This is a genomic window from Pseudomonas sp. SDO5522_S412 (genome assembly GCF_054071215.1).
This window is the reverse complement of sequence record NZ_JBSVWQ010000063.1, coordinates 12,086-29,529: the sequence shown is the minus strand read 5'-3', so window position 1 is coordinate 29,529 and position 17,444 is coordinate 12,086. Positions and strand designations below refer to the sequence as shown.

Annotated in this window: 17 protein-coding genes; 6 read left to right on the top strand and 11 right to left on the bottom strand. The window is 60.4% G+C overall.

The annotated features are described in order from the left end of the window. Positions 1-74: 74 nt before the first annotated feature. From ACW9I6_RS15620 to ACW9I6_RS15610, 3 genes are read right to left on the bottom strand one after another with little or no spacing between them, the layout of a single operon-like run. A complete protein-coding gene (locus ACW9I6_RS15620; RefSeq protein WP_008435304.1) occupies positions 75-1,421 on the bottom strand; it encodes an ATP-binding protein in 1,347 nt (448 codons plus the stop codon). Continuing rightward, positions 1,418-2,095 carry a response regulator transcription factor gene (locus tag ACW9I6_RS15615; protein WP_003214228.1) on the bottom strand — a complete coding sequence of 226 codons (678 nt, stop codon included), beginning with the start codon at positions 2,093-2,095 and terminating at the stop codon, positions 1,418-1,420. The genes ACW9I6_RS15620 and ACW9I6_RS15615 overlap by 4 nt, the downstream gene beginning before the upstream one ends. 18 nt (positions 2,096-2,113) lie before the next feature. Further along, positions 2,114-2,422 (bottom strand): hypothetical protein, encoded by a 309-nt coding sequence (locus ACW9I6_RS15610; protein WP_003214230.1) that lies wholly within the window; start codon positions 2,420-2,422, stop codon positions 2,114-2,116. A 180-nt stretch (positions 2,423-2,602) separates the two neighbouring features. Between ACW9I6_RS15610 and ACW9I6_RS15605 the strand changes: the two genes are divergently transcribed. Continuing rightward, positions 2,603-3,319 carry a 4'-phosphopantetheinyl transferase family protein gene (locus tag ACW9I6_RS15605; RefSeq protein WP_008435301.1) on the top strand — a complete coding sequence of 239 codons (717 nt, stop codon included), beginning with the start codon at positions 2,603-2,605 and terminating at the stop codon, positions 3,317-3,319. Here ACW9I6_RS15605 and ACW9I6_RS15600 read toward each other — a convergent pair. After that, positions 3,316-4,926 (bottom strand): ATP-binding protein, encoded by a 1,611-nt coding sequence (locus ACW9I6_RS15600; protein WP_008435298.1) that lies wholly within the window; start codon positions 4,924-4,926, stop codon positions 3,316-3,318. The two genes, ACW9I6_RS15605 and ACW9I6_RS15600, sit on opposite strands and share 4 nt — an antisense overlap. Next, positions 4,923-5,648 (bottom strand): response regulator, encoded by a 726-nt coding sequence (locus tag ACW9I6_RS15595; RefSeq protein ID WP_008435295.1) that lies wholly within the window; start codon positions 5,646-5,648, stop codon positions 4,923-4,925. Before ACW9I6_RS15595 ends, ACW9I6_RS15600 begins: the two co-directional genes overlap by 4 nt. Positions 5,649-6,452: 804 nt before the next feature. Here ACW9I6_RS15595 and ACW9I6_RS15590 point away from each other — a divergent pair. Beyond that, positions 6,453-9,350, top strand: coding sequence for a ribonucleoside-diphosphate reductase subunit alpha (locus ACW9I6_RS15590; protein WP_003214238.1), 2,898 nt, complete (start codon positions 6,453-6,455; stop codon positions 9,348-9,350). Between the two features lie 364 nt (positions 9,351-9,714). Here the strand turns inward: ACW9I6_RS15590 and flgE are convergent, their stop codons facing one another. The 6 genes from flgE to ACW9I6_RS15560 all read right to left on the bottom strand — a co-directional run bounded on the left by flgE (position 9,715) and on the right by ACW9I6_RS15560 (position 14,715). Beyond that, positions 9,715-11,037 (bottom strand): flagellar hook protein FlgE, encoded by a 1,323-nt coding sequence (flgE, locus tag ACW9I6_RS15585; protein ID WP_087694478.1) that lies wholly within the window; start codon positions 11,035-11,037, stop codon positions 9,715-9,717. A 31-nt stretch (positions 11,038-11,068) separates the two neighbouring features. Next, positions 11,069-11,797 (bottom strand): flagellar hook assembly protein FlgD, encoded by a 729-nt coding sequence (gene flgD / locus ACW9I6_RS15580; protein WP_003214242.1) that lies wholly within the window; start codon positions 11,795-11,797, stop codon positions 11,069-11,071. A gap of 16 nt (positions 11,798-11,813) precedes the next feature. Next, positions 11,814-12,266 (bottom strand): flagellar basal body rod protein FlgC, encoded by a 453-nt coding sequence (gene flgC, locus ACW9I6_RS15575; protein WP_003214244.1) that lies wholly within the window; start codon positions 12,264-12,266, stop codon positions 11,814-11,816. Between the two features lie 3 nt (positions 12,267-12,269). Next, on the bottom strand, positions 12,270-12,677 hold the full coding sequence (flgB, locus tag ACW9I6_RS15570) for a flagellar basal body rod protein FlgB (protein WP_003214246.1): 408 nt from the start codon (positions 12,675-12,677) through the stop codon (positions 12,270-12,272). A gap of 234 nt (positions 12,678-12,911) precedes the next feature. Beyond that, a complete protein-coding gene (gene cheR, locus ACW9I6_RS15565) occupies positions 12,912-13,739 on the bottom strand; it encodes a protein-glutamate O-methyltransferase CheR (protein ID WP_003214248.1) in 828 nt (275 codons plus the stop codon). 43 nt (positions 13,740-13,782) lie between these two features. Beyond that, positions 13,783-14,715: a chemotaxis protein CheV gene (locus ACW9I6_RS15560; protein ID WP_457339514.1), complete on the bottom strand. Its 933-nt coding sequence runs from the start codon at positions 14,713-14,715 to the stop codon at positions 13,783-13,785. Positions 14,716-14,795: 80 nt separating this feature from the next. Between ACW9I6_RS15560 and flgA the strand changes: the two genes are divergently transcribed. The 4 genes from flgA (at position 14,796) to ACW9I6_RS15540 (ending at position 17,387) form a co-directional block, all read left to right on the top strand. Beyond that, positions 14,796-15,560: a flagellar basal body P-ring formation chaperone FlgA gene (gene flgA, locus ACW9I6_RS15555; protein ID WP_032899382.1), complete on the top strand. Its 765-nt coding sequence runs from the start codon at positions 14,796-14,798 to the stop codon at positions 15,558-15,560. A 142-nt stretch (positions 15,561-15,702) separates the two neighbouring features. Beyond that, positions 15,703-16,026: a flagellar biosynthesis anti-sigma factor FlgM gene (gene flgM, locus ACW9I6_RS15550; RefSeq protein ID WP_003214254.1), complete on the top strand. Its 324-nt coding sequence runs from the start codon at positions 15,703-15,705 to the stop codon at positions 16,024-16,026. 48 nt (positions 16,027-16,074) lie between these two features. Next, positions 16,075-16,542, top strand: a complete 468-nt coding sequence (flgN, locus tag ACW9I6_RS15545) for a flagellar protein FlgN (protein ID WP_003214256.1) — start codon at positions 16,075-16,077, stop codon at positions 16,540-16,542. A gap of 95 nt (positions 16,543-16,637) precedes the next feature. Further along, complete coding sequence (locus ACW9I6_RS15540; RefSeq protein WP_003214258.1) at positions 16,638-17,387, top strand: flagellar brake protein; 750 nt, start codon at positions 16,638-16,640, stop codon at positions 17,385-17,387. Positions 17,388-17,444 lie beyond the last annotated feature (57 nt).

Genomic DNA, 17,444 nt, shown 5'->3' with positions numbered 1-17,444 from the left:
GAGTTCCACCTTGGGAATGCCATCGAATGTGGGAGCGGGCTTGCTCGCGAAGAGGCCGGCACAGCCAATAAAGATCAAACAGCCGGGAAGTGAATCTTGAACGCCGCCCCACCCAGCGGTGAATCCCCAAGGGTCAGCCGGGCGCCATAGCTTTCAATGATGTCCTTGACCACCGCCAGGCCAATCCCCTGCCCCGGATGCTGGCGGTCGAGCCGCTCGCCCCGCTGCAGGATGCGCGCACGCTGGTCCGGCGGCACGCCGGGGCCATCGTCTTCGATGCACAACTCGGTGCCCTCCAGGCTTTCCTGCAAGGTGATGCGCACTTCGCTCAGGCACAGGCGATAGGCGTTCTCCAGCAGGTTGCCGAGCAGTTCCAGCAAGGCGCCCTTCTCGATCGGTACGTCGCATTCGTCCGGCAGTTCAAAGGCGACCTTCACGCCCTTATCGCGATAAACCTTGTCCAGCGTGTCGCACAGGCTTTGCAGCACCGGCTCCAGCCGTACCTGGTGGCGCACCAGGCCGCTTTTACGCAGGCTGGCGCGCTGCAATTGGTAGCTGATCTGCTGGCTCATGCGTTCGATCTGCGATTGCAGTACCCAGGCCTGGTCCCGATCTTCGGGGCGCTGGGCCATGTCTTCACTCACGCCTTGCAACACCGCCAACGGGGTTTTCAGGCTGTGGGCCAGGTCATCCAGGGAATCGCGGTAACGGGTGCGTTGCTCCCGCTCGCTGTGGAGCAACCGGTTCAAGGAGCCGGTCAGGCGCAGCAGCTCGCGCGGGTGTTGCTCGCTGAGGCTTTCCCGGGTACCGCCTTCGATTTCATCCAGTTCCTGGCTCAGCCGGCGCAGCGCCTGCAGGCCCCAGGTCAGGCCCAGCCACAACAGGGTCAGCAGCACCAGCAAGGCGGCGCCGAAGCCCAGGTAGAGGTTTTCCCGCAGGCCTTCGAGGGTCAGTTGGTATTCACGCACCGGTTGCAGGGCGACGATACTGAACGCCGCGCTCTTGCCGCCCAGCAGCTTGACCTCGACGTCATAGACAAAAAATTCCTGGCCGTTGGCCTCGCGGATCCGCGCAAACTCGTTGCCGCGCCCGTCATAGCGCGGCTTGTAGTTGATGTTCTCTTCCTGTGTGGCGCGCGACCGCCAGACCAGATGGCCTTCGCGGTCATAGATGTAGCCCAGCAGGCGGCTGTCGGTGAGGTTGAAACGCTCGTCCGGCAGCTGCGCGGGCATCAGCAGGCGATTGTTTTCAACCCGGGCAGCCGAAATCAGCGTCGTGACATCCGACGCCAGGCGCTGCTCGATGGAGTCCTGCAGGGCCAGGCTGAAGGCGCCCTGCATGGCCGGCAACAAGGCCAGCATAAACAGCACGGCCAGGGTGGTGGCCGCGAGCATCAAACGTACACGTAGCGAGCGAATCAACGGCAGCGCTCATTGAACAGGTAGCCCAGGCCACGCACGGTGTCGATCGGCTTGAAACCCGCCGGGCCTTCCAGCTTGCGGCGCAGGCGGCCCACCAGCACTTCGATCACGTTCGGATCACGCTCGTCGTCATCGGGGTAGAGCTGTTCCATCAGGCGGTCCTTGGCGACCACTTGCTGGTGATGCCGCATCAGGTATTCGAGGATGCGGTATTCGTAGGCGGTCAGCGCCAGCGGCTGTTCGTCGAGGGACGCCTGCTTGCGATTGAGGTCCAGCAGCAACGGCCCGGCGACGATGGTGGATTGGGTGAAACCGCTGGAGCGGCGCAACAGTGCGTTCATCCGCGCTTCCAGCTCTTCGAACTGGAAAGGCTTGACCACGTAGTCGTCGGCACCTGCTGCCAGGCCTTCAACCTTGTCCTGCCAGTTGCCACGGGCGGTCAGGATCAGGATCGGGAAGGTCTTGGCCTGGGCGCGCAATTGGCGGATCAGGTCCAGGCCGCCCATGCCGGGCAGGCCCAAATCGATGATCGCCAGGTCGTGGTTGAATTGCCCGGTCTGGTACAGCGCCTCTTCGGCATTGGCGACGGCCTCGACCACGTGACCGCTGTCGGTAAGGCGGGTCAACAGGTGATGGCGCAGCAACGCCTCATCTTCGACAACCAGCAATTTCATAAAGCTCTCCAAGGCAAATCAACTTTCCAACTGGGGTATATCATAGCGGCCCTGCAGGTCTTGCTGGCGCAATTTACTGCCGTTGAAGTGACCTGACAGGTTTTCGTTGCCCACGCGATAGTCTGACTGCGGGGTGTGCTGGCCCAGGGACTGGCCCCATGGAGCTGCCTGTTCACCGGCATCCTCAAAGCTCACCCGCTGGAGAAGGCTGTAGGGCTTTTTGCTCTTCTCCTTGGAGAAACCCGCGAAACTCGAATCAGAGGCCTGGACGCCAGCGGTGGCGCTGAGCATGGTTAAGGCCAACATCAGCTTCTTGATCGCAGTCATGGTGCTACCTCATACGCTTGGGCTTTGGGTACGGGGCCAGACTACGCAGACGCCCCTGAACTCCCCCTGAACACTCTCTGAACCTGGGCTGAACCGAGGCCGGCTACTGTGTAAAGAGTTATTTACGTATGCCCGGCCGCAGGCTATCCAGCGGCCCTGCAACTCGGCAAAATACCCGGCATGAATTCCCTACCCGCCTGCTGCACCCCACTTGACGCCCATTGGCCGTTGCCCGATGCCTTGCCCGGCACGGTCTTGCTGAGCACCCGTTTTGACCCGGCCCTGCTGGCCATCGGCGATTTCCAGCGCAGCGCCGTGCCGCCACCCGCGAGCATCCAGCGTTCGGTGGCCAAGCGGCAGGCGGAGTTCCTGGCCGGTCGCCTGTGCGCCCGCGCGGCCCTGCAACAGCTGGACGGGCTGGATTGCGTACCGGCGATCGGCGAGGACCGCGCGCCGGTCTGGCCCGCGCACATCAGTGGTTCGATCACCCACAGCACCGGCCATGCAGCGGCCATCGTCGCCCACAAGTCACAGTGGCGCGGGCTGGGGATGGACCTGGAGAACCTGCTGCCCCTAGAGCGGGCGGAACGCCTGGCCGGGGAAATTCTCACTCCGGATGAAATGCTGCGCATGGCCGCCGGGCCGCGGGAGCAGGTTGCGCAACTGGTGACGCTGACGTTTTCGGCGAAAGAGAGCCTGTTCAAGGCGCTCTACCCGATCGTGCAGAAGCGCTTTTATTTTGAGCATGCCGAGTTGCTGGAGTGGTCGGATACCGGCCATGCGCGGCTGCGGTTGCTGACGGACCTGTCCGCAGAGTGGTGCCATGGCAAGGAGCTGGAGGCGCAGTTTGCGGTGGATGGCGGGCAGTTGTTGAGCCTGGTGGCCGTCCAGGCCTAGACCTTCTCCTGATCCCGTGGCCAACTCAGGCTGAAACACGCGCCACCCAGATTGTTGCTCTTGCTGATCAACGCCCGGCCGCCGTGCCAATAGATGATCCGCCGCACAATGGATAACCCCAGGCCGTGCCCACCCGACGCGCGGGTCCGGCTGTCATCCAGGCGAAGGAACGGCGTGAAAATCCGCTCCCAGGCACTTTCCGGTACGCCCGGCCCGTCGTCTTCCACGTCGATGCGGCAACGCACCTGGCCCACCTGGTAACTGATCAGCACCTGCCCCTGGGCGTGGCGCATGGCGTTGCTCACCAGGTTTTGCAGGGCACGGTGCAGGTAGCGCGGCTCGGCCTCCACCCATGCATCGTCCCAATGTGCCGAGGACAGGCAGATGCCCCGCGCCACGTTGATTTCCGGGCGCAGCGGTGACAGTTCATCAATCACCTGATCCAGCAACGCATTGAGGTCGACCCGCTGGAAATTCAGTGCCGGCGCCCCCTGTTCCAGCCGCGCGTAGGTGAGCATTTCGTCCACCAGGCCATCGAGGTCCTGGATGTCGCTGTCCATGCCCTCCATATACTTGCGCCGCGCTTCAGGCGTGGCCGCGTCGCCGATCATCTCCAGGCCGAACCGCAGGCGCGCCACCGGGGTGCGCAGTTCGTGGGACACCGCCCGCACCAGTTCGCGCTGAATTGCCAACAGGCGTTGCAGGTGCTCGGCCATGCCATTGAACGCTGCCGCCAGGCGCCCCACCGAATCGGCGCCGCGGGCCGGCACCCGCACTTCCAGGCTGCCTTTGGCGATGCGCGTGGCGGCGGCTTCCAGGCCACTCAAGCGCCGCTCCAGCTGGCGCACCAATAAATAGACGATCAAGCCGATCAAGGTCAGGCTGATCAGCGCAATCAGGATCAGCCATTGCGCCGGGTACGGATTCATCTGATACAGCGGGCCGATTTCCAGGACCCACGGCGTGCCGACCATGCCGGCAAATACCCGGATCGAATCCCCGCCCTTGCCCAGGGCCATCACGGTATCGCCTTCGGACACGCGGCGGCGCTGGTCTTCGTCCATATCAGCCTGATTGAGCATCACCAGGTGCATCTCGAAACCAAAGCCCTTGGCTTCCTTCAGGTCTGCGAGTTTCTGCGGTTGCTCCGCCACCGGGAAACGCACCAGCTCATCGGCCAGCAGGTAAATCGTCGCGCGGGCCAGTTGTTCGCTGATTTGCTGCACTTCACCGGTCAGCAACAGTTGCTCCTGGTCACTGACCAAGCGCAGCACCCTGGCCGCGTGAGGCCCGGTTTGCTCCACCAACACCTGGCCGCGTTGCAGACGGGTACGCTGGGTCAGGTCCAGGTGCGCCTCGGCCACGGTCTGCAATTGCAGCGGGATACCCAGCAAGCGCTCCCACACTGCCAGGGCACGGCGGCGCTCGATGGCACTCATGGGTTGCAGGTTGTCGCCCATCAGCGCGAAGGTGCCGTGGGCCAGGCGCTCGCGGTACTGGCCGCTGCGCACTTCATTGAGCAGGTGCAAGGCCAGTACGCCGAGCAACGCCACCAGAATCAGCGCCGCGCACATGCCGCCGTAGATGCGCAGGAAGATTGAGTTCACGGCGTCAGGTCAGCCGCAGCTTCGGGGACGAACAGGTAGCCTTTGCTGCGAATGGTCTTGATCAGGCGTGGGTGAATCGGGTCGTCGCCGATTTTCGGGCGGATGCGCGAGATGCGCACGTCGATGGAGCGGTCCTGGCCGTCATAGCCAATACCGCGCAAGGCGGTGAAGATTTCTTCCCGGGACAGGATCCGCCCGGCATTCGCCACCAGCAGCCACAGCAGGTCGAATTCGGCGCTGGTCAGTTCGATGCCGCCCTCATGCAGCCAGGCTTCACGCAGGGCGTTGTCCACCACCAGCGGGCCGAATTGCAGGCGCCGCTGTTTTTCGGGGAGTGCCGGCTCGACGCTTTCGCTGCGCCGCAGCAGGGCCTGGATGCGTGCCAGCAACAGGCGTGGACGCACGGGTTTGCACACGTAATCGTCGGCGCCCATGTCCAGGCCCAGCACCTGGTCCATGTCGTCGGTGCGCGCGGTGAGCATCAGGATCACCCCGTCGTAGCGCTCGCGCACCTTGCGGCAAATGCTCAGGCCATCTTCACCGGGCAACATCAGGTCGAGGATCACCAGGTCCGGCTGCTCGGCGATGATCCGCGCCGCCGCGAGGGCGCCATTGCCTTCCACCGACACCCGCAAGCCGTTGCTCTCCAGGTAGTCACGGGTCAACTCGGCCAGTCGCTCGTCGTCCTCGACAATCAATACCTGCCAGGCTTCTTGCTCCATGCGTTACCTCGGTTCTAATTATTGTAGGGGCGGGTTTGCCCGAGAAAACTCGAGGGCGCCGCGCTTATTCAGGTTTCCAGCGTCATCGTTGACGTCCTTCGCGGGCAAGCCCTCTCCTACAGTTGTCATGTAGGCGAGGCATAAACTGTATGGATAACCGCCGATTGTAGCAACGGGCAGGCCCTCTGCCACAAGCGCGCAAATGGGTTCGGACATCGTGTTTTTTTGTGATAGGGTTCGCGCCCGCAAAAATCCAACCGGTTGTTTTTACCTCGGAATATTCGGTGACAAACGGCGCAATCCAGCAGTACTGCGGCCTACACGGCCATTCCACGTTTCATACACATTTTACCCACAGCGTTATCCACAGGTAGTCCGTTGCTAAGCCCCCCAAAACGCATTATCTTGTAGGTCGTCGCCAAAAAAACCCTACATGTAGGGTTTTCAGCGAAAAGACCAAACACAAATCAGACAAGAAACTCAAGCTCTTTCTTGCTCCTGTTTGGTGAACTTAAGCCTTTTTCAGAAGACCAAACCGCGCACGCGGATGGCAGCCGTTTTCTGCCCCGATCAGGCGAAAACGGTACGGGTGTTGCAGTACGAAACTGTCACCCACCAGGAATACGGTAAAGAGCCCCAAGGCTTGTAACCGAAGACTTCGGCATGGAAGCGGCGCGAACAGCTCCCTTCCTCCTGTCCCGAAGTTGTTATGCCAGGCCCCTGGCCTGTTGTAAGTGCTTCAGGACGGAACGGTGGGCACCGTGATGGTGCCCAAATAAATATAGAATGTGGAGACAACCCCCCATGCAAACCGACACAACTCGCGAGAACCCGCAGGGCTCCGTGCCGCAGGCCGCTGATTCGAACCTGGATCTGTCCGCCACCGCGCCCGGCCAATTGCGTGTGATCAAGCGTAACGGCACTGTCGTTCCTTACACCGATGACAAAATCACCGTCGCGATCACCAAAGCGTTTCTTGCAGTTGAAGGCGGCACCGCTGCTGCCTCGTCGCGCATCCACGACACCGTTGCCCGCCTGACCGAACAGGTCACCGCAACCTTCAAGCGTCGCATGCCATCGGGCGGCACCATTCACATCGAAGAAATCCAGGACCAGGTCGAACTGGCCCTGATGCGTGCCGGCGAGCAGAAAGTCGCCCGCGACTACGTGATCTACCGTGACTCGCGCGCCAAGGAACGTGCCGTACGTTCCCCGGCCGAAGAAGCTGCCGTACAAGCTCACCCGTCGATCCGCATCACCCTGGCCGACGGTACATTTGCACCGCTGGACCTGGGCCGCCTGAACACCATCATCACCGAGGCCTGCGAAGGCCTGGAAGAAGTCGATGGCGACCTGATCCAGCGCGAAACCCTGAAGAACCTGTACGACGGCGTGGCCCTGACCGACGTCAACACCGCACTGGTGATGACCGCCCGTACCCTGGTCGAGCGTGAGCCGAACTACTCGTTCGTCACCGCGCGCCTGCTGATGGACACCCTGCGTGCCGAAGGCCTGGGCTTCCTGAAAGTCGCCGACAGCGCCACCCACCACGAGATGGCCGACCTGTACGCCAAGGCCCTGCCGGCCTACATCGCCAAGGGTATCGAATTCGAATTGCTGAACCCGATCCTGGCCACCTTCGACCTGGAAAAACTCGGCAAGGCGATCAACCACGAGCGCGACCAGCAGTTCACTTACCTGGGCCTGCAAACCCTGTACGACCGTTACTTCATCCACAAGGACGGGATCCGCTTCGAACTGCCGCAAGTGTTCTTCATGCGCGTGGCCATGGGCCTGGCGATCGAAGAGAAGCACAAAGAAGACCGTGCCATCGAGTTCTACAACCTGTTGTCGTCCTTCGACTACATGTCGTCGACCCCGACCCTGTTCAACGCCGGCACCCTGCGTCCACAGCTGTCCAGCTGCTACCTGACCACCGTGCCGGATGACCTGTCGGGCATCTACCACGCGATCCACGACAACGCCATGCTGTCCAAATTCGCCGGCGGCCTGGGTAACGACTGGACCCCGGTGCGTGCACTGGGTTCGTACATCAAGGGCACCAACGGCAAGTCCCAGGGCGTTGTACCGTTCCTCAAAGTAGTGAACGACACCGCCGTAGCCGTGAACCAGGGTGGCAAGCGCAAGGGCGCTGTATGTGCCTACCTGGAAACCTGGCACATGGACATCGAAGAGTTCATCGAGCTGCGCAAGAACACCGGTGATGACCGTCGTCGTACCCACGACATGAACACCGCCAACTGGATCCCTGACCTGTTCATGAAGCGCGTCTTCGATGACGGCAAGTGGACCCTGTTCTCGCCATCCGAAGTACCGGACCTGCACGACCTGACCGGCAAGGCTTTCGAAGAGCGCTACGAGTACTACGAAGCCCTCACCGAATACCCGGGCAAGGTCAAGCTGTTCAAGACCATCCAGGCCAAAGACCTGTGGCGCAAAATGCTCTCCATGCTGTTTGAAACCGGCCACCCATGGCTGACCTTCAAAGACCCGTGCAACCTGCGCAGCCCGCAGCAGCACGTGGGCGTGGTCCACAGCTCGAACCTGTGCACCGAGATCACCTTGAACACCAACAAGGACGAGATCGCCGTTTGCAACCTGGGCTCGATCAACCTGCCGAACCACATCGTCAACGGCAAGCTGGACACCGCCAAGCTGGAACGCACCGTGAACACCGCCGTTCGCATGCTCGATAACGTTATCGACATCAACTACTACTCGGTACCCCAGGCGCAGAACTCCAACTTCAAGCACCGTCCGGTCGGCCTGGGCATCATGGGCTTCCAGGACGCGCTGTACCTGCAGCACATTCCTTACGGTTCGGACGCTGCAGTCGAGTTCGCCGACAAGTCCATGGAAGCGGTCAGCTACTACGCGATCCAGGCTTCCTGCGACCTGGCCGACGAGCGTGGCGCCTACGAGACGTTCCAGGGTTCGCTGTGGTCCAAAGGCATCCTGCCGCTGGATTCGCAACAGATCCTGATCGAGCAACGTGGCCAGAAGTACATCGACGTTGACCTGAACGAATCCCTGGACTGGGCGCCGGTACGTGCCCGTGTGCAGAAAGGCATTCGTAACTCCAACATCATGGCCATCGCACCGACCGCCACCATCGCCAACATCACCGGCGTGTCGCAGTCGATCGAACCGACCTACCAGAACCTGTATGTGAAATCGAACCTGTCGGGCGAATTCACCGTGATCAACCCGTACCTGGTTCGCGACCTGAAAGCCCGCGGCCTGTGGGACTCGGTCATGATCAACGACCTGAAGTACTACGACGGTTCGGTGCAGCAGATCGAGCGCATCCCGCAAGAACTCAAAGAGCTCTACGCGACTGCCTTCGAAGTGGACACCAAGTGGATCGTCGACGCCGCCAGCCGTCGCCAGAAGTGGATCGACCAGGCTCAGTCGCTGAACCTGTACATCGCCGGCGCATCGGGCAAGAAGCTCGACGTGACCTACCGCATGGCCTGGTACCGTGGCCTGAAAACCACTTACTACCTCCGTGCCCTGGCTGCCACCAGCACCGAGAAGTCGACCATCAACACCGGCAAGCTGAACGCTGTTTCCAGCGGCGGCAACCACGGTGATGATTCGGTTCTCGCCGCACCTGCCGGCCCGGCGCCAGTGCCTAAAGCCTGCGCGATCGACGAGCCGGATTGCGAAGCTTGCCAATAAGCTGAGCACACCCTGGGTATAACCACCCAAGGTTGAAAAACCCCCGATAGGCCTACGGCGTATCGGGGGTTTTCTTTTGCCTGGAACAACACCATCGCGATTCGCGCACGTATTTCACCTCCTTGAAAACATCGGTGGACTTCTGGCCGACGTGCATCATGGCGACTTTTATCGCTGAAACAGTGATGCAGTTGCCGCCAGGGCCCTGACTGAATCCGCTCCAGATATCGCCCGGCTGGCCTTGTACCGTTCCGACAGCCGTGTATCCGCCTGTGACGCCCCCGCCTATAGGCGTTATCTGAACGTCCAAAAAAAAGCCCCTCACGTGAGGGGCTTTTCGGTAAAGCGAGTTAAAGCGACAACATCAGGTCATCTGAATGATGGTCTGCATGATGGTGCTTTGGGTGGAGATGGTCTTGGCGTTCGCCTGATAGTTGCTCTGGGCCTTGATCAGGTCCACCAGCTCGTTGGTCAGGTTGACGTTGGAGTTCTCCAGGGAGTTGGCCACGATCGAACCCAGGGTGCCGACTTGCGGGGTATCAAAACCCGGCTGGCCCGACGCGAAGGTTTCTTTCCAGGTGGTGCCACCGGCTGGCTGCAGGCCCTGCTCGTTGTTGAAGCTGGCCAGGGAGATCTGGCCGATGGCCTTGCTCTGCTGGTTGCTGAACGTGGCGAACAGTACGCCGCTGCCGTCGATTTTCAGCCCGGTGATTTGCCCGGTGGCGTAGCCATCGGTGGTCGGCGGGTTGCGGTAGGTGGCGGAGTTGTACTGGGTGATGTTCCCCATGTTGACGGCCACGCCGTCTGCGTTGGCGGCCGCACCGTTAGGCGTCCAGACACCATTGACCAGGCCGCCCGGCTTCCAGTCGGAAATGGTCAGGGTGGTATTGGAAGCGGTGGCTGGCGGGGTAACGATCCCGGTCAGCTTGCCGGAGGTGTCAAACGACAGCGTCGAGGCGACTGGCGCCTTCACGTCAGTACCGGTGCCGCTGATCGGCGAGCCGTCAGGGTTGCGCCCATCGATCAGGGTGTAGGACTTCCAGGTGTTGGAGTCGGTCTTCACCAGGTACTGCACCATCGGATGCGCGTTGCCCTGCGTATCGTACAGCGTGGTGGAATATTGAGTGGTGAAGCTGTCCGATTTGGTCGGATCAAACGGGTGCGCCGTCTGGTCGATCGCCGTCTCGGAGGAGTTCAGGTTACTGGTGGAATCCACCTTGCTCGAAGCCTTCGGCGGCAGGTACGACAGGTTGAGCTGCAGGTCGGTCAAGCCGCCCTTCTGGATGTTGCCATCGGCATCCGCTGCGTAGCCTTGCAGCCGCGAGGTGCCGGTGTTGTTGGTGATGTAGCCGTCCTTGTCGGCCCGGAACGCACCGTTGCGGGTGTATTCCAGCGAACCGTCGCTGCCCTTCTGCACGAAGAAGCCGCCGCCCTGGATCGCCATGTCGAGCGTGCCGCCGCTGTTGTTGACGTCACCCTGGGTGAACTGCTGGGACACGGCCGCCAGGTTCACGCCGTTGCCGACGCTGTTCTGGCCGGTACCCAGCTTGGAAGCCGCGTAGATATCCGCGAATTCCGCACGGGACGACTTGAAGCCGGTGGTCGCGACGTTGGCGATGTTGTTACCCGTCACGTCCAGTTGTTTGTTGGCCGCATAGAGGCCGCTAAGGCCGATGTTAAAAGACATTGTTCTCTCCTTTTGCCGTATTTAGCCGGCTCTATGTACCGATAGTCTGAATTTGCGACAGCTTGATACTGCCCAGGCCGCCCGCCAGGTTCAGCACCATTTCAGCGCCGTTCGTGCCCAGGGTTACGCTGGTCACCGTTGCCGGCAGCGAGGTGGCGAGGGCCACCGAGTCACCCTTGTCATTCTTGGTGGTGGCATTGAAGGTGTAGGTGCCGGGTGGCGCCGTCTCACCCGCATCGGTCTTGCCGTCCCAGACGAAGCTGGAGTTGCCGGCGCTCTGGGCGCCCATGTCGATGGTGCGAACGACGTTGCCATCCTTGTCGGTGATCTTGACGGAGACGTTGCCCGTCGCCGCCGTCACCGCCACGGAACCGGTCATGCTCTTGCTGGTATCCACCATCGCCTTGTCGGTCTGGGTGATGACCGAACGCCCCACCAGCGACGAAGCCTGCAGCGCCTGGGAGGAGCTGAAGTTGCTGGAAATCGCATTCACCGAGTCATTCAGGTTGTTGATGCCTTCCAGACTGCTGAACTGCGCCAACTGTGCGACGAACGCGCCATTGTCCTGGGGCGACAGCGGGTCCTGGTTTTTCAGCTGGGTCACCAGCAATTGCAGGAACGCGTCCTTGCCCATCGCCTGGTTGCCCGTCGCCGACTTGGCGGCGTCACCGACGCTGGTGTTATCTGTCGCCGTCTTGACCTTGGAGTTAAAAAGGTCCTGGACTGCCGTGTTCGTCGAACTGTTATCAACAATGGCCATTATTTGGCGCCCCTTATCACTGACCCAGGGTCAGGACCTTCTGCATCATGGTTTTGGCGGTGTTCATCATTTCCGCGTTGGTCTGGAACGAGCGGCTGGCGGAAATCATGTCGGCCATTTCCTCGACCACGTTGACGTTGGGGTAGTACACGTACCCTTTTTCGTTCGCGGCAGGATGGTTCGGCTCGTAGCGGGCTTCGAGGTTGCTCTGGTCTTCGACCACACCGAGCACCTGCACGCCCTGGCCTGCGGCATCCTGGTTCTGGAACAGCGAATCGCCGCTGCCACTCTGGCCGCCCTGGCCGCCCTGGAACATGGTGGCGAACACCGGGTGCCGGGCACGGTAGGTCTGGTCGATGCTCGAAGACACGGTCTCGGCGTTGGCGATGTTACTGGCGACGGTGTTGAGGCGCGTGGTCTGCGCACTCATGCCACTACCGGCAATATTGAAAACACTGGCGAGGGACATGGCTTATTCTCCACGCAGGGCTGACATCAGCCCTTTGAATTTGCTGTTGAGCAGGGTAAAGCTGGCCTGGAAGTTCACTGAGTTCTCGGCGTAGGCCGATTGCTCCAACTGGGCGTCCACGGTGTTCTGGTCGATCGACGGTTGCATCGGCGTGCGATACAGCAGCGACTCGTCACCATTGCCCAGGCCTTGCGCCTCGATATGACGGCTGTTGGTCATGTTCAGGGCGAAGGTGCCGTTCTTGGTCTTGTCTTGCTGGGCGGCGAGCACGGCAGAGAAGTCCAGGTCCCGAGCCTTGTAGTTCGGGGTGTCGGCGTTGGCGATGTTGTTGGCCAGGACTTCGGCACGCTGGGCGCGAAAGCCCAGTGCTTGTTCGTGGATACCGAGCGCTTTATCGAAGCTGATGCTCATGGCGGAAACCTTTAGGGGCTGACCTGCTTTTCGTAACAAGGATTTAGCAAGGGCCATGCCAAGTTGCTTGAGCCCCGTAAATCAAGGGTTTGCGAGGGAATTGCCGGCGGCAATGCCAGAAAAGCGGCAAAGGGTTTCCGCGAAACGCCAGTAAAGCGGCAATGAGGGCTTGCCGCTTTGCGGCCATAAAAAAAGGGAGGCCTGTGCAGGCCTCCCTTTTTGTCCAAGCACTCATCACTTGGCCTGGTAAATGATTCCAGGACTGCACTGCACCATCTGGTAATGATCCGGCAAACCGTTCAGCGCCTCGGAAGCCCCCAGGAACAGATAACCGCCACGCTTGAGGGTGCCGTGGATGCGCAACAGAATGTCTTTCTTCACCTCGGCCGAGAAGTAGATCAGCACGTTGCGGCAAAACACCATGTCGAACTTGCCCAGGCTGGCATAACTGTCCAGCAGGTTGAACGAACGAAACTCCACCCGGCTCTTGATCGGCGCCTTGACCGCCCAACGCCCTGCTCCCTTGGGATCGAAGAAACGCTGCAAGCGCTCCTGGGACAACCCGCGCCCCAGCGCCAGGCTGTCGTACTCGCCGGTCTTGCAGTTGGTGAGCATGGTGCCGGACAAATCCGTGGCCACGATTTGCGCCCCGGCTTTCAACTGGCCCATGTTGGTCCGCTCGAACTCATCGATGGCCATCGAAATCGAATACGGTTCCTGTCCCGACGAACAGGCCGCCGACCAGATGCGCAGACGCTGGCCGGGAGCGGCCTTGATCGCCTCGGGCAGCACCTTGTTCTTGAGCACTTCAAACGGATAGGTATCGCGAAACCACAAGGTTTCGTTGGTGGTCATGGCGTCGACCACCATCTCCTTGAGCCCGCTGCGTGGCTGGCCCTGGATCCGTTGCACCAACTCCCCGAGGGACTTGATGCCTTGCTGCTCCATCAGTTTGTTGAGACGGCTGGATACCAGGTACTGCTTGTTTTCACCGAGCAATATGCCACAGGCCTTTTCCAGGAAGACCCGGAACTGTTCGAAATCCAAATTACCCGTAGACAATGATACCGCCTCTTAAATCGTGTGACCGCCAGGGAAAAGGCCCCTAGCCGTGATCTGCTGCCTTGATCCGGTCGACTACCCGGGATGCCAGGTCATCAGGGCGGAATTTGGCCAGGAAGTCATCGGCACCGACCTTCTTGACCATCGCCTGATTGAATACACCCGACAACGAAGTATGCAGGATGATATGTAGTTTTTGCATGCGTGGGTCGTTGCGTATCTCGGCCGTGAGGGTGTAGCCGTCCATTTCCGGCATCTCGATGTCGGAGATCATCATCAGGAATTCTTCTTCCGGCTTCTTGCCCTCATCCACCAGCTTGCGCAGGTAATCCAGGGCCTGGCGACCGTCATTGAGCGCGACCACTTCGACCCCAACGGTCTGCATGCAACGGGACACCTGCTTGCGCGCAACCGAAGAGTCGTCCACCGTCAGCACCCGCAGCGAGATCGCCTTGTGCGCGGTTTCGGCGTCTACCACACCCACCGATATCGCCTCGGAGGTCGGGGCCACTTCGGCGAGGATTTTCTCCACGTCGATGATTTCCACCAACTGGTTGTCGACCCGCGTCACCGCCGTGAGGTAGTGATCGCGACCGGTGCCCTTGGGCGGCGGATGGATCTCTTCCCAGTTCATGTTGACGATGCGCTCCACCGAGCGCACCAGGAAACCCTGGGTCTTGGTGTTGTACTCGGTAATGATCACGAACGGGCTCTCGCGGTCCTGCAATCCCGCCGAACCGGTGGCCATTGCCAGGTCAAGAATCGGGATGGTCGCGCCACGAATGTTGGCCACACCGCAAACCACCGGGCTGGACTTGGGCATTATTGTCAGCTTGGGACACTGCAGCACTTCGCGAACCTTGAAGACATTAATCCCGTACAGCTGCTTGCCGTCCAGACGGAACAACAGCAACTCCAGGCGATTCTGCCCCACCAGCTGTGTGCGCTGGTTCACTGAATCCATTACACCGGCCATGCCCAGACTCCTACGCTAAAACTTAGGGGTACGACGCGTACCCAACACTAAACGGCACGAGCTTTGCTTTTTTATTGGCCATGGACATCAAAACGACAGTTTCCCGACGCCTCCGATCCCCACAGTACCGCAGATTGCTCTGCGTCTCGATGGCGTTGCTTGCCTTGGCTACGGGCCAGCCGGCCCGCGCCGATAACGTCACCTTGCCTGATCTGCTTATCGGCGTCACTCAAGGCTTTCTTGAGTTCACTGTAGAAGATTATCTGGCCACGACGCAGACACCGGGCCGCTACGAAATCCAGGTCAACCAGCTGGATCCGCGCCTGCGCATGCCCATGTGCGACAGAGAATTGACAGCTTCCCTGGAAAGCCCCGCCCAGCCCATCGGGCGCGTGACCGTGAAAGTGCGCTGCGAAGGCGCCTCGCCCTGGACGGTGTTCGTGCCCGCCCAGGTCAAACTGTTTCGCGAAGTGGTGGTGGTGACGCGCCCGCTGAAACGTACCGGAATCATTGGTTATGATGACGTCGCGATGCGCGAGCGCGACATCAGCATGATCACCCAGAGCTACCTCACGTCCCTTGACCAGGCACTCGGGCAGAAACTTACCCGACCAATGGTTGCTGACCAGGTGATTACCCTGGTCCATCTCGAGCAGGCCGAAGTCGTGCGCAAAGGTGACCAGGTGGTGATTTCCGCCAGCAGCGGTGGCCTGAATGTAAAAATGCCGGGGGAAGCCCTGTCCAACGGCGGCATGAGTGAACAGATTCGCGTCAAGAACCTGAATTCCAACCGCGTGATCAAGGCCCGGGTGACTGCGCCGGGGCAGGTTGAGGTGGCTTTATAGATCACTGGCATCGGACGCCAGCTTTTCCTACACTGTGCGCAAAGCGGCATCGCGCATAGGTTTATTGTCAATCGAGCCTAAAGTTTGTCCGGGTATGGCCGAAAACATGGCAAGCGTCCAAATACCCAGAGGTTTTTTTAACATGGTCATCGATTTCAGTCGTTTGAATAACGCCCTGCCAACGCCCGGCTCTTCGCGCACCAACGGTGCCAAAGACAGCGTTGAAGCCAAGTCCCAGCCTCTGCCTGCCAAGACAGAACAGGCCGGTGCGAGCCAAAGCGGGGAATCGGTACACCTGAGCAATGAGGCTCAACAGTTGCAGAAGGTCACTGACTCGCTGAGCGATCAGCCAGTTGTCAATAAAGCCCGTGTGGCCGAATTGAAACAGGCGATTGCCGATGGCAGCTATAAGGTCGACAGCAACCGTGTAGCCAGCAAACTGCTTAACTTCGAAGCCGAGCGCTAGGCAAAGGCCTGCGCCAGGCTTTTGGACGCTTAAACCCCAAGGCCAGCCATGCACGACGAAAACTTGCTACAACTGATCATTGAAGACCTGCCTCCCGCACAGCAGCTGCTGGAGCTCCTTCGAGAAGAATCACTGGCCCTGTACGGCCGGGACATGCGCATGCTGGAAGAAATTCTGGCGCGCAAGCAATCGCTGATCGTCCTGCTGGAACAGCACGGCAAGAAGCGCAGCCAGATTCTGATCAGCCTGGGCCTCACGGCCGACCACAAGGGCCTGGAACAACTCGCCAGCCACTCCACGGTGGGCGACCAGTTGCTGGCCCAGAGCAAAGAACTCAACCAGTTGCTGACCCTGTGCCAGGAAACCAACCTCCTCAACGGCCAGGCCATCCAGCTTCAGCAAGCCACGACCGCCAATCAGTTGCGTATCCTCCACGGCGGCGAGCCTCCGGCTCTCTACAACGCTCAAGGCTCCACCTCACGCCTGGCCAAGCCAAGCACCCGCAGCCAAGCCTGAAACCAGTTTGAGCGCGCCCTATCCAAGTCGCGCCACATACTGGCAAAATGACAGCACTTGCGTGTAGTCGTATTTTGTCTGGAGATGGAAGAACCGTGTTCAACACCCTTAACGCGGAAGATGCTCCGCAGCCACCCAAGGTACTCACCACGCCGCTGGAAATCGCTGGCACCTTGCGGATGCTGCAAGAAAGCCATGATCCGCTGATCATCACCTTCCATGAACGCAACCAGCGGTTTCAAAGCTACCTGGTGGAAATCGACCGGGACAGCAAGACACTGGCCCTGGACGAAATGGTCCCGCGCGACGGCGAACGCTACCTCGAGAATGGCGAAGCTTTCCGGATCGAAGGTTTTCACGAGGGGGTGCGGGTAGCCTGGGAAAGCAACGGCACCCTGACCCTCGATGAAGCCGGCGGCCACCGTATTTACCGCGGCAGCATGCCTGGCGAGGTGATTTACCATCAGCGTCGCAACGCCTTCCGCGCGGCGCTGAAGCTGGCGCAACTGGTGAGCGTCGAACTGGGCGGCGACAAACTCAAGGCCCCCATCAGCGGCAAGTTGCTGGATATTTCCGCCACCGGCTGCAAATTGCGCTTCGAAGGGGATATTTCCGAGCGCCTGCAACTGGGCCAGGTCTACGACCGATTTATCGCCGCGCTACCCTTTGGCAGCATGACCACCTCGGTAGAACTGCGTTACCTGCACTTCGAAGAAAGGATCAACACCACCTTCGCCGGCCTACGTTTTCATAACATGAGCGGGCTGGTGCAGCGCCAGGTCGAGCGGTTTGTGTATCAACTGCAGCGTGAAGCGCGCCGGTTTGACAAGGACGACGACCTTTAAACAATAAAGGTCGCGACAAAAAAACGGGCAGTCCCTCAAGGGGGCTGCCCGTTTTTG

What these genes read in the sequence shown, in the direction of transcription:
- ACW9I6_RS15615 (WP_003214228.1), bottom strand. Translation starts at nt 2,095, where the DNA reads ATGAAATTGCTGGTTGTCGAAGATGAGGCGTTGCTGCGCCATCACCTG.
- ACW9I6_RS15610 (WP_003214230.1), bottom strand. Translation starts at nt 2,422, where the DNA reads ATGACTGCGATCAAGAAGCTGATGTTGGCCTTAACCATGCTCAGCGCC.
- ACW9I6_RS15605 (WP_008435301.1), top strand. Translation starts at nt 2,603, where the DNA reads ATGAATTCCCTACCCGCCTGCTGCACCCCACTTGACGCCCATTGGCCG.
- ACW9I6_RS15595 (WP_008435295.1), bottom strand. Translation starts at nt 5,648, where the DNA reads ATGGAGCAAGAAGCCTGGCAGGTATTGATTGTCGAGGACGACGAGCGA.
- ACW9I6_RS15590 (WP_003214238.1), top strand. Translation starts at nt 6,453, where the DNA reads ATGCAAACCGACACAACTCGCGAGAACCCGCAGGGCTCCGTGCCGCAG.
- flgE (WP_087694478.1), bottom strand. Translation starts at nt 11,037, where the DNA reads ATGTCTTTTAACATCGGCCTTAGCGGCCTCTATGCGGCCAACAAACAA.
- flgD (WP_003214242.1), bottom strand. Translation starts at nt 11,797, where the DNA reads ATGGCCATTGTTGATAACAGTTCGACGAACACGGCAGTCCAGGACCTT.
- flgC (WP_003214244.1), bottom strand. Translation starts at nt 12,266, where the DNA reads ATGTCCCTCGCCAGTGTTTTCAATATTGCCGGTAGTGGCATGAGTGCG.
- flgB (WP_003214246.1), bottom strand. Translation starts at nt 12,677, where the DNA reads ATGAGCATCAGCTTCGATAAAGCGCTCGGTATCCACGAACAAGCACTG.
- ACW9I6_RS15560 (WP_457339514.1), bottom strand. Translation starts at nt 14,715, where the DNA reads ATGGCCGGTGTAATGGATTCAGTGAACCAGCGCACACAGCTGGTGGGG.
- flgA (WP_032899382.1), top strand. Translation starts at nt 14,796, where the DNA reads ATGGACATCAAAACGACAGTTTCCCGACGCCTCCGATCCCCACAGTAC.
- flgM (WP_003214254.1), top strand. Translation starts at nt 15,703, where the DNA reads ATGGTCATCGATTTCAGTCGTTTGAATAACGCCCTGCCAACGCCCGGC.
- flgN (WP_003214256.1), top strand. Translation starts at nt 16,075, where the DNA reads ATGCACGACGAAAACTTGCTACAACTGATCATTGAAGACCTGCCTCCC.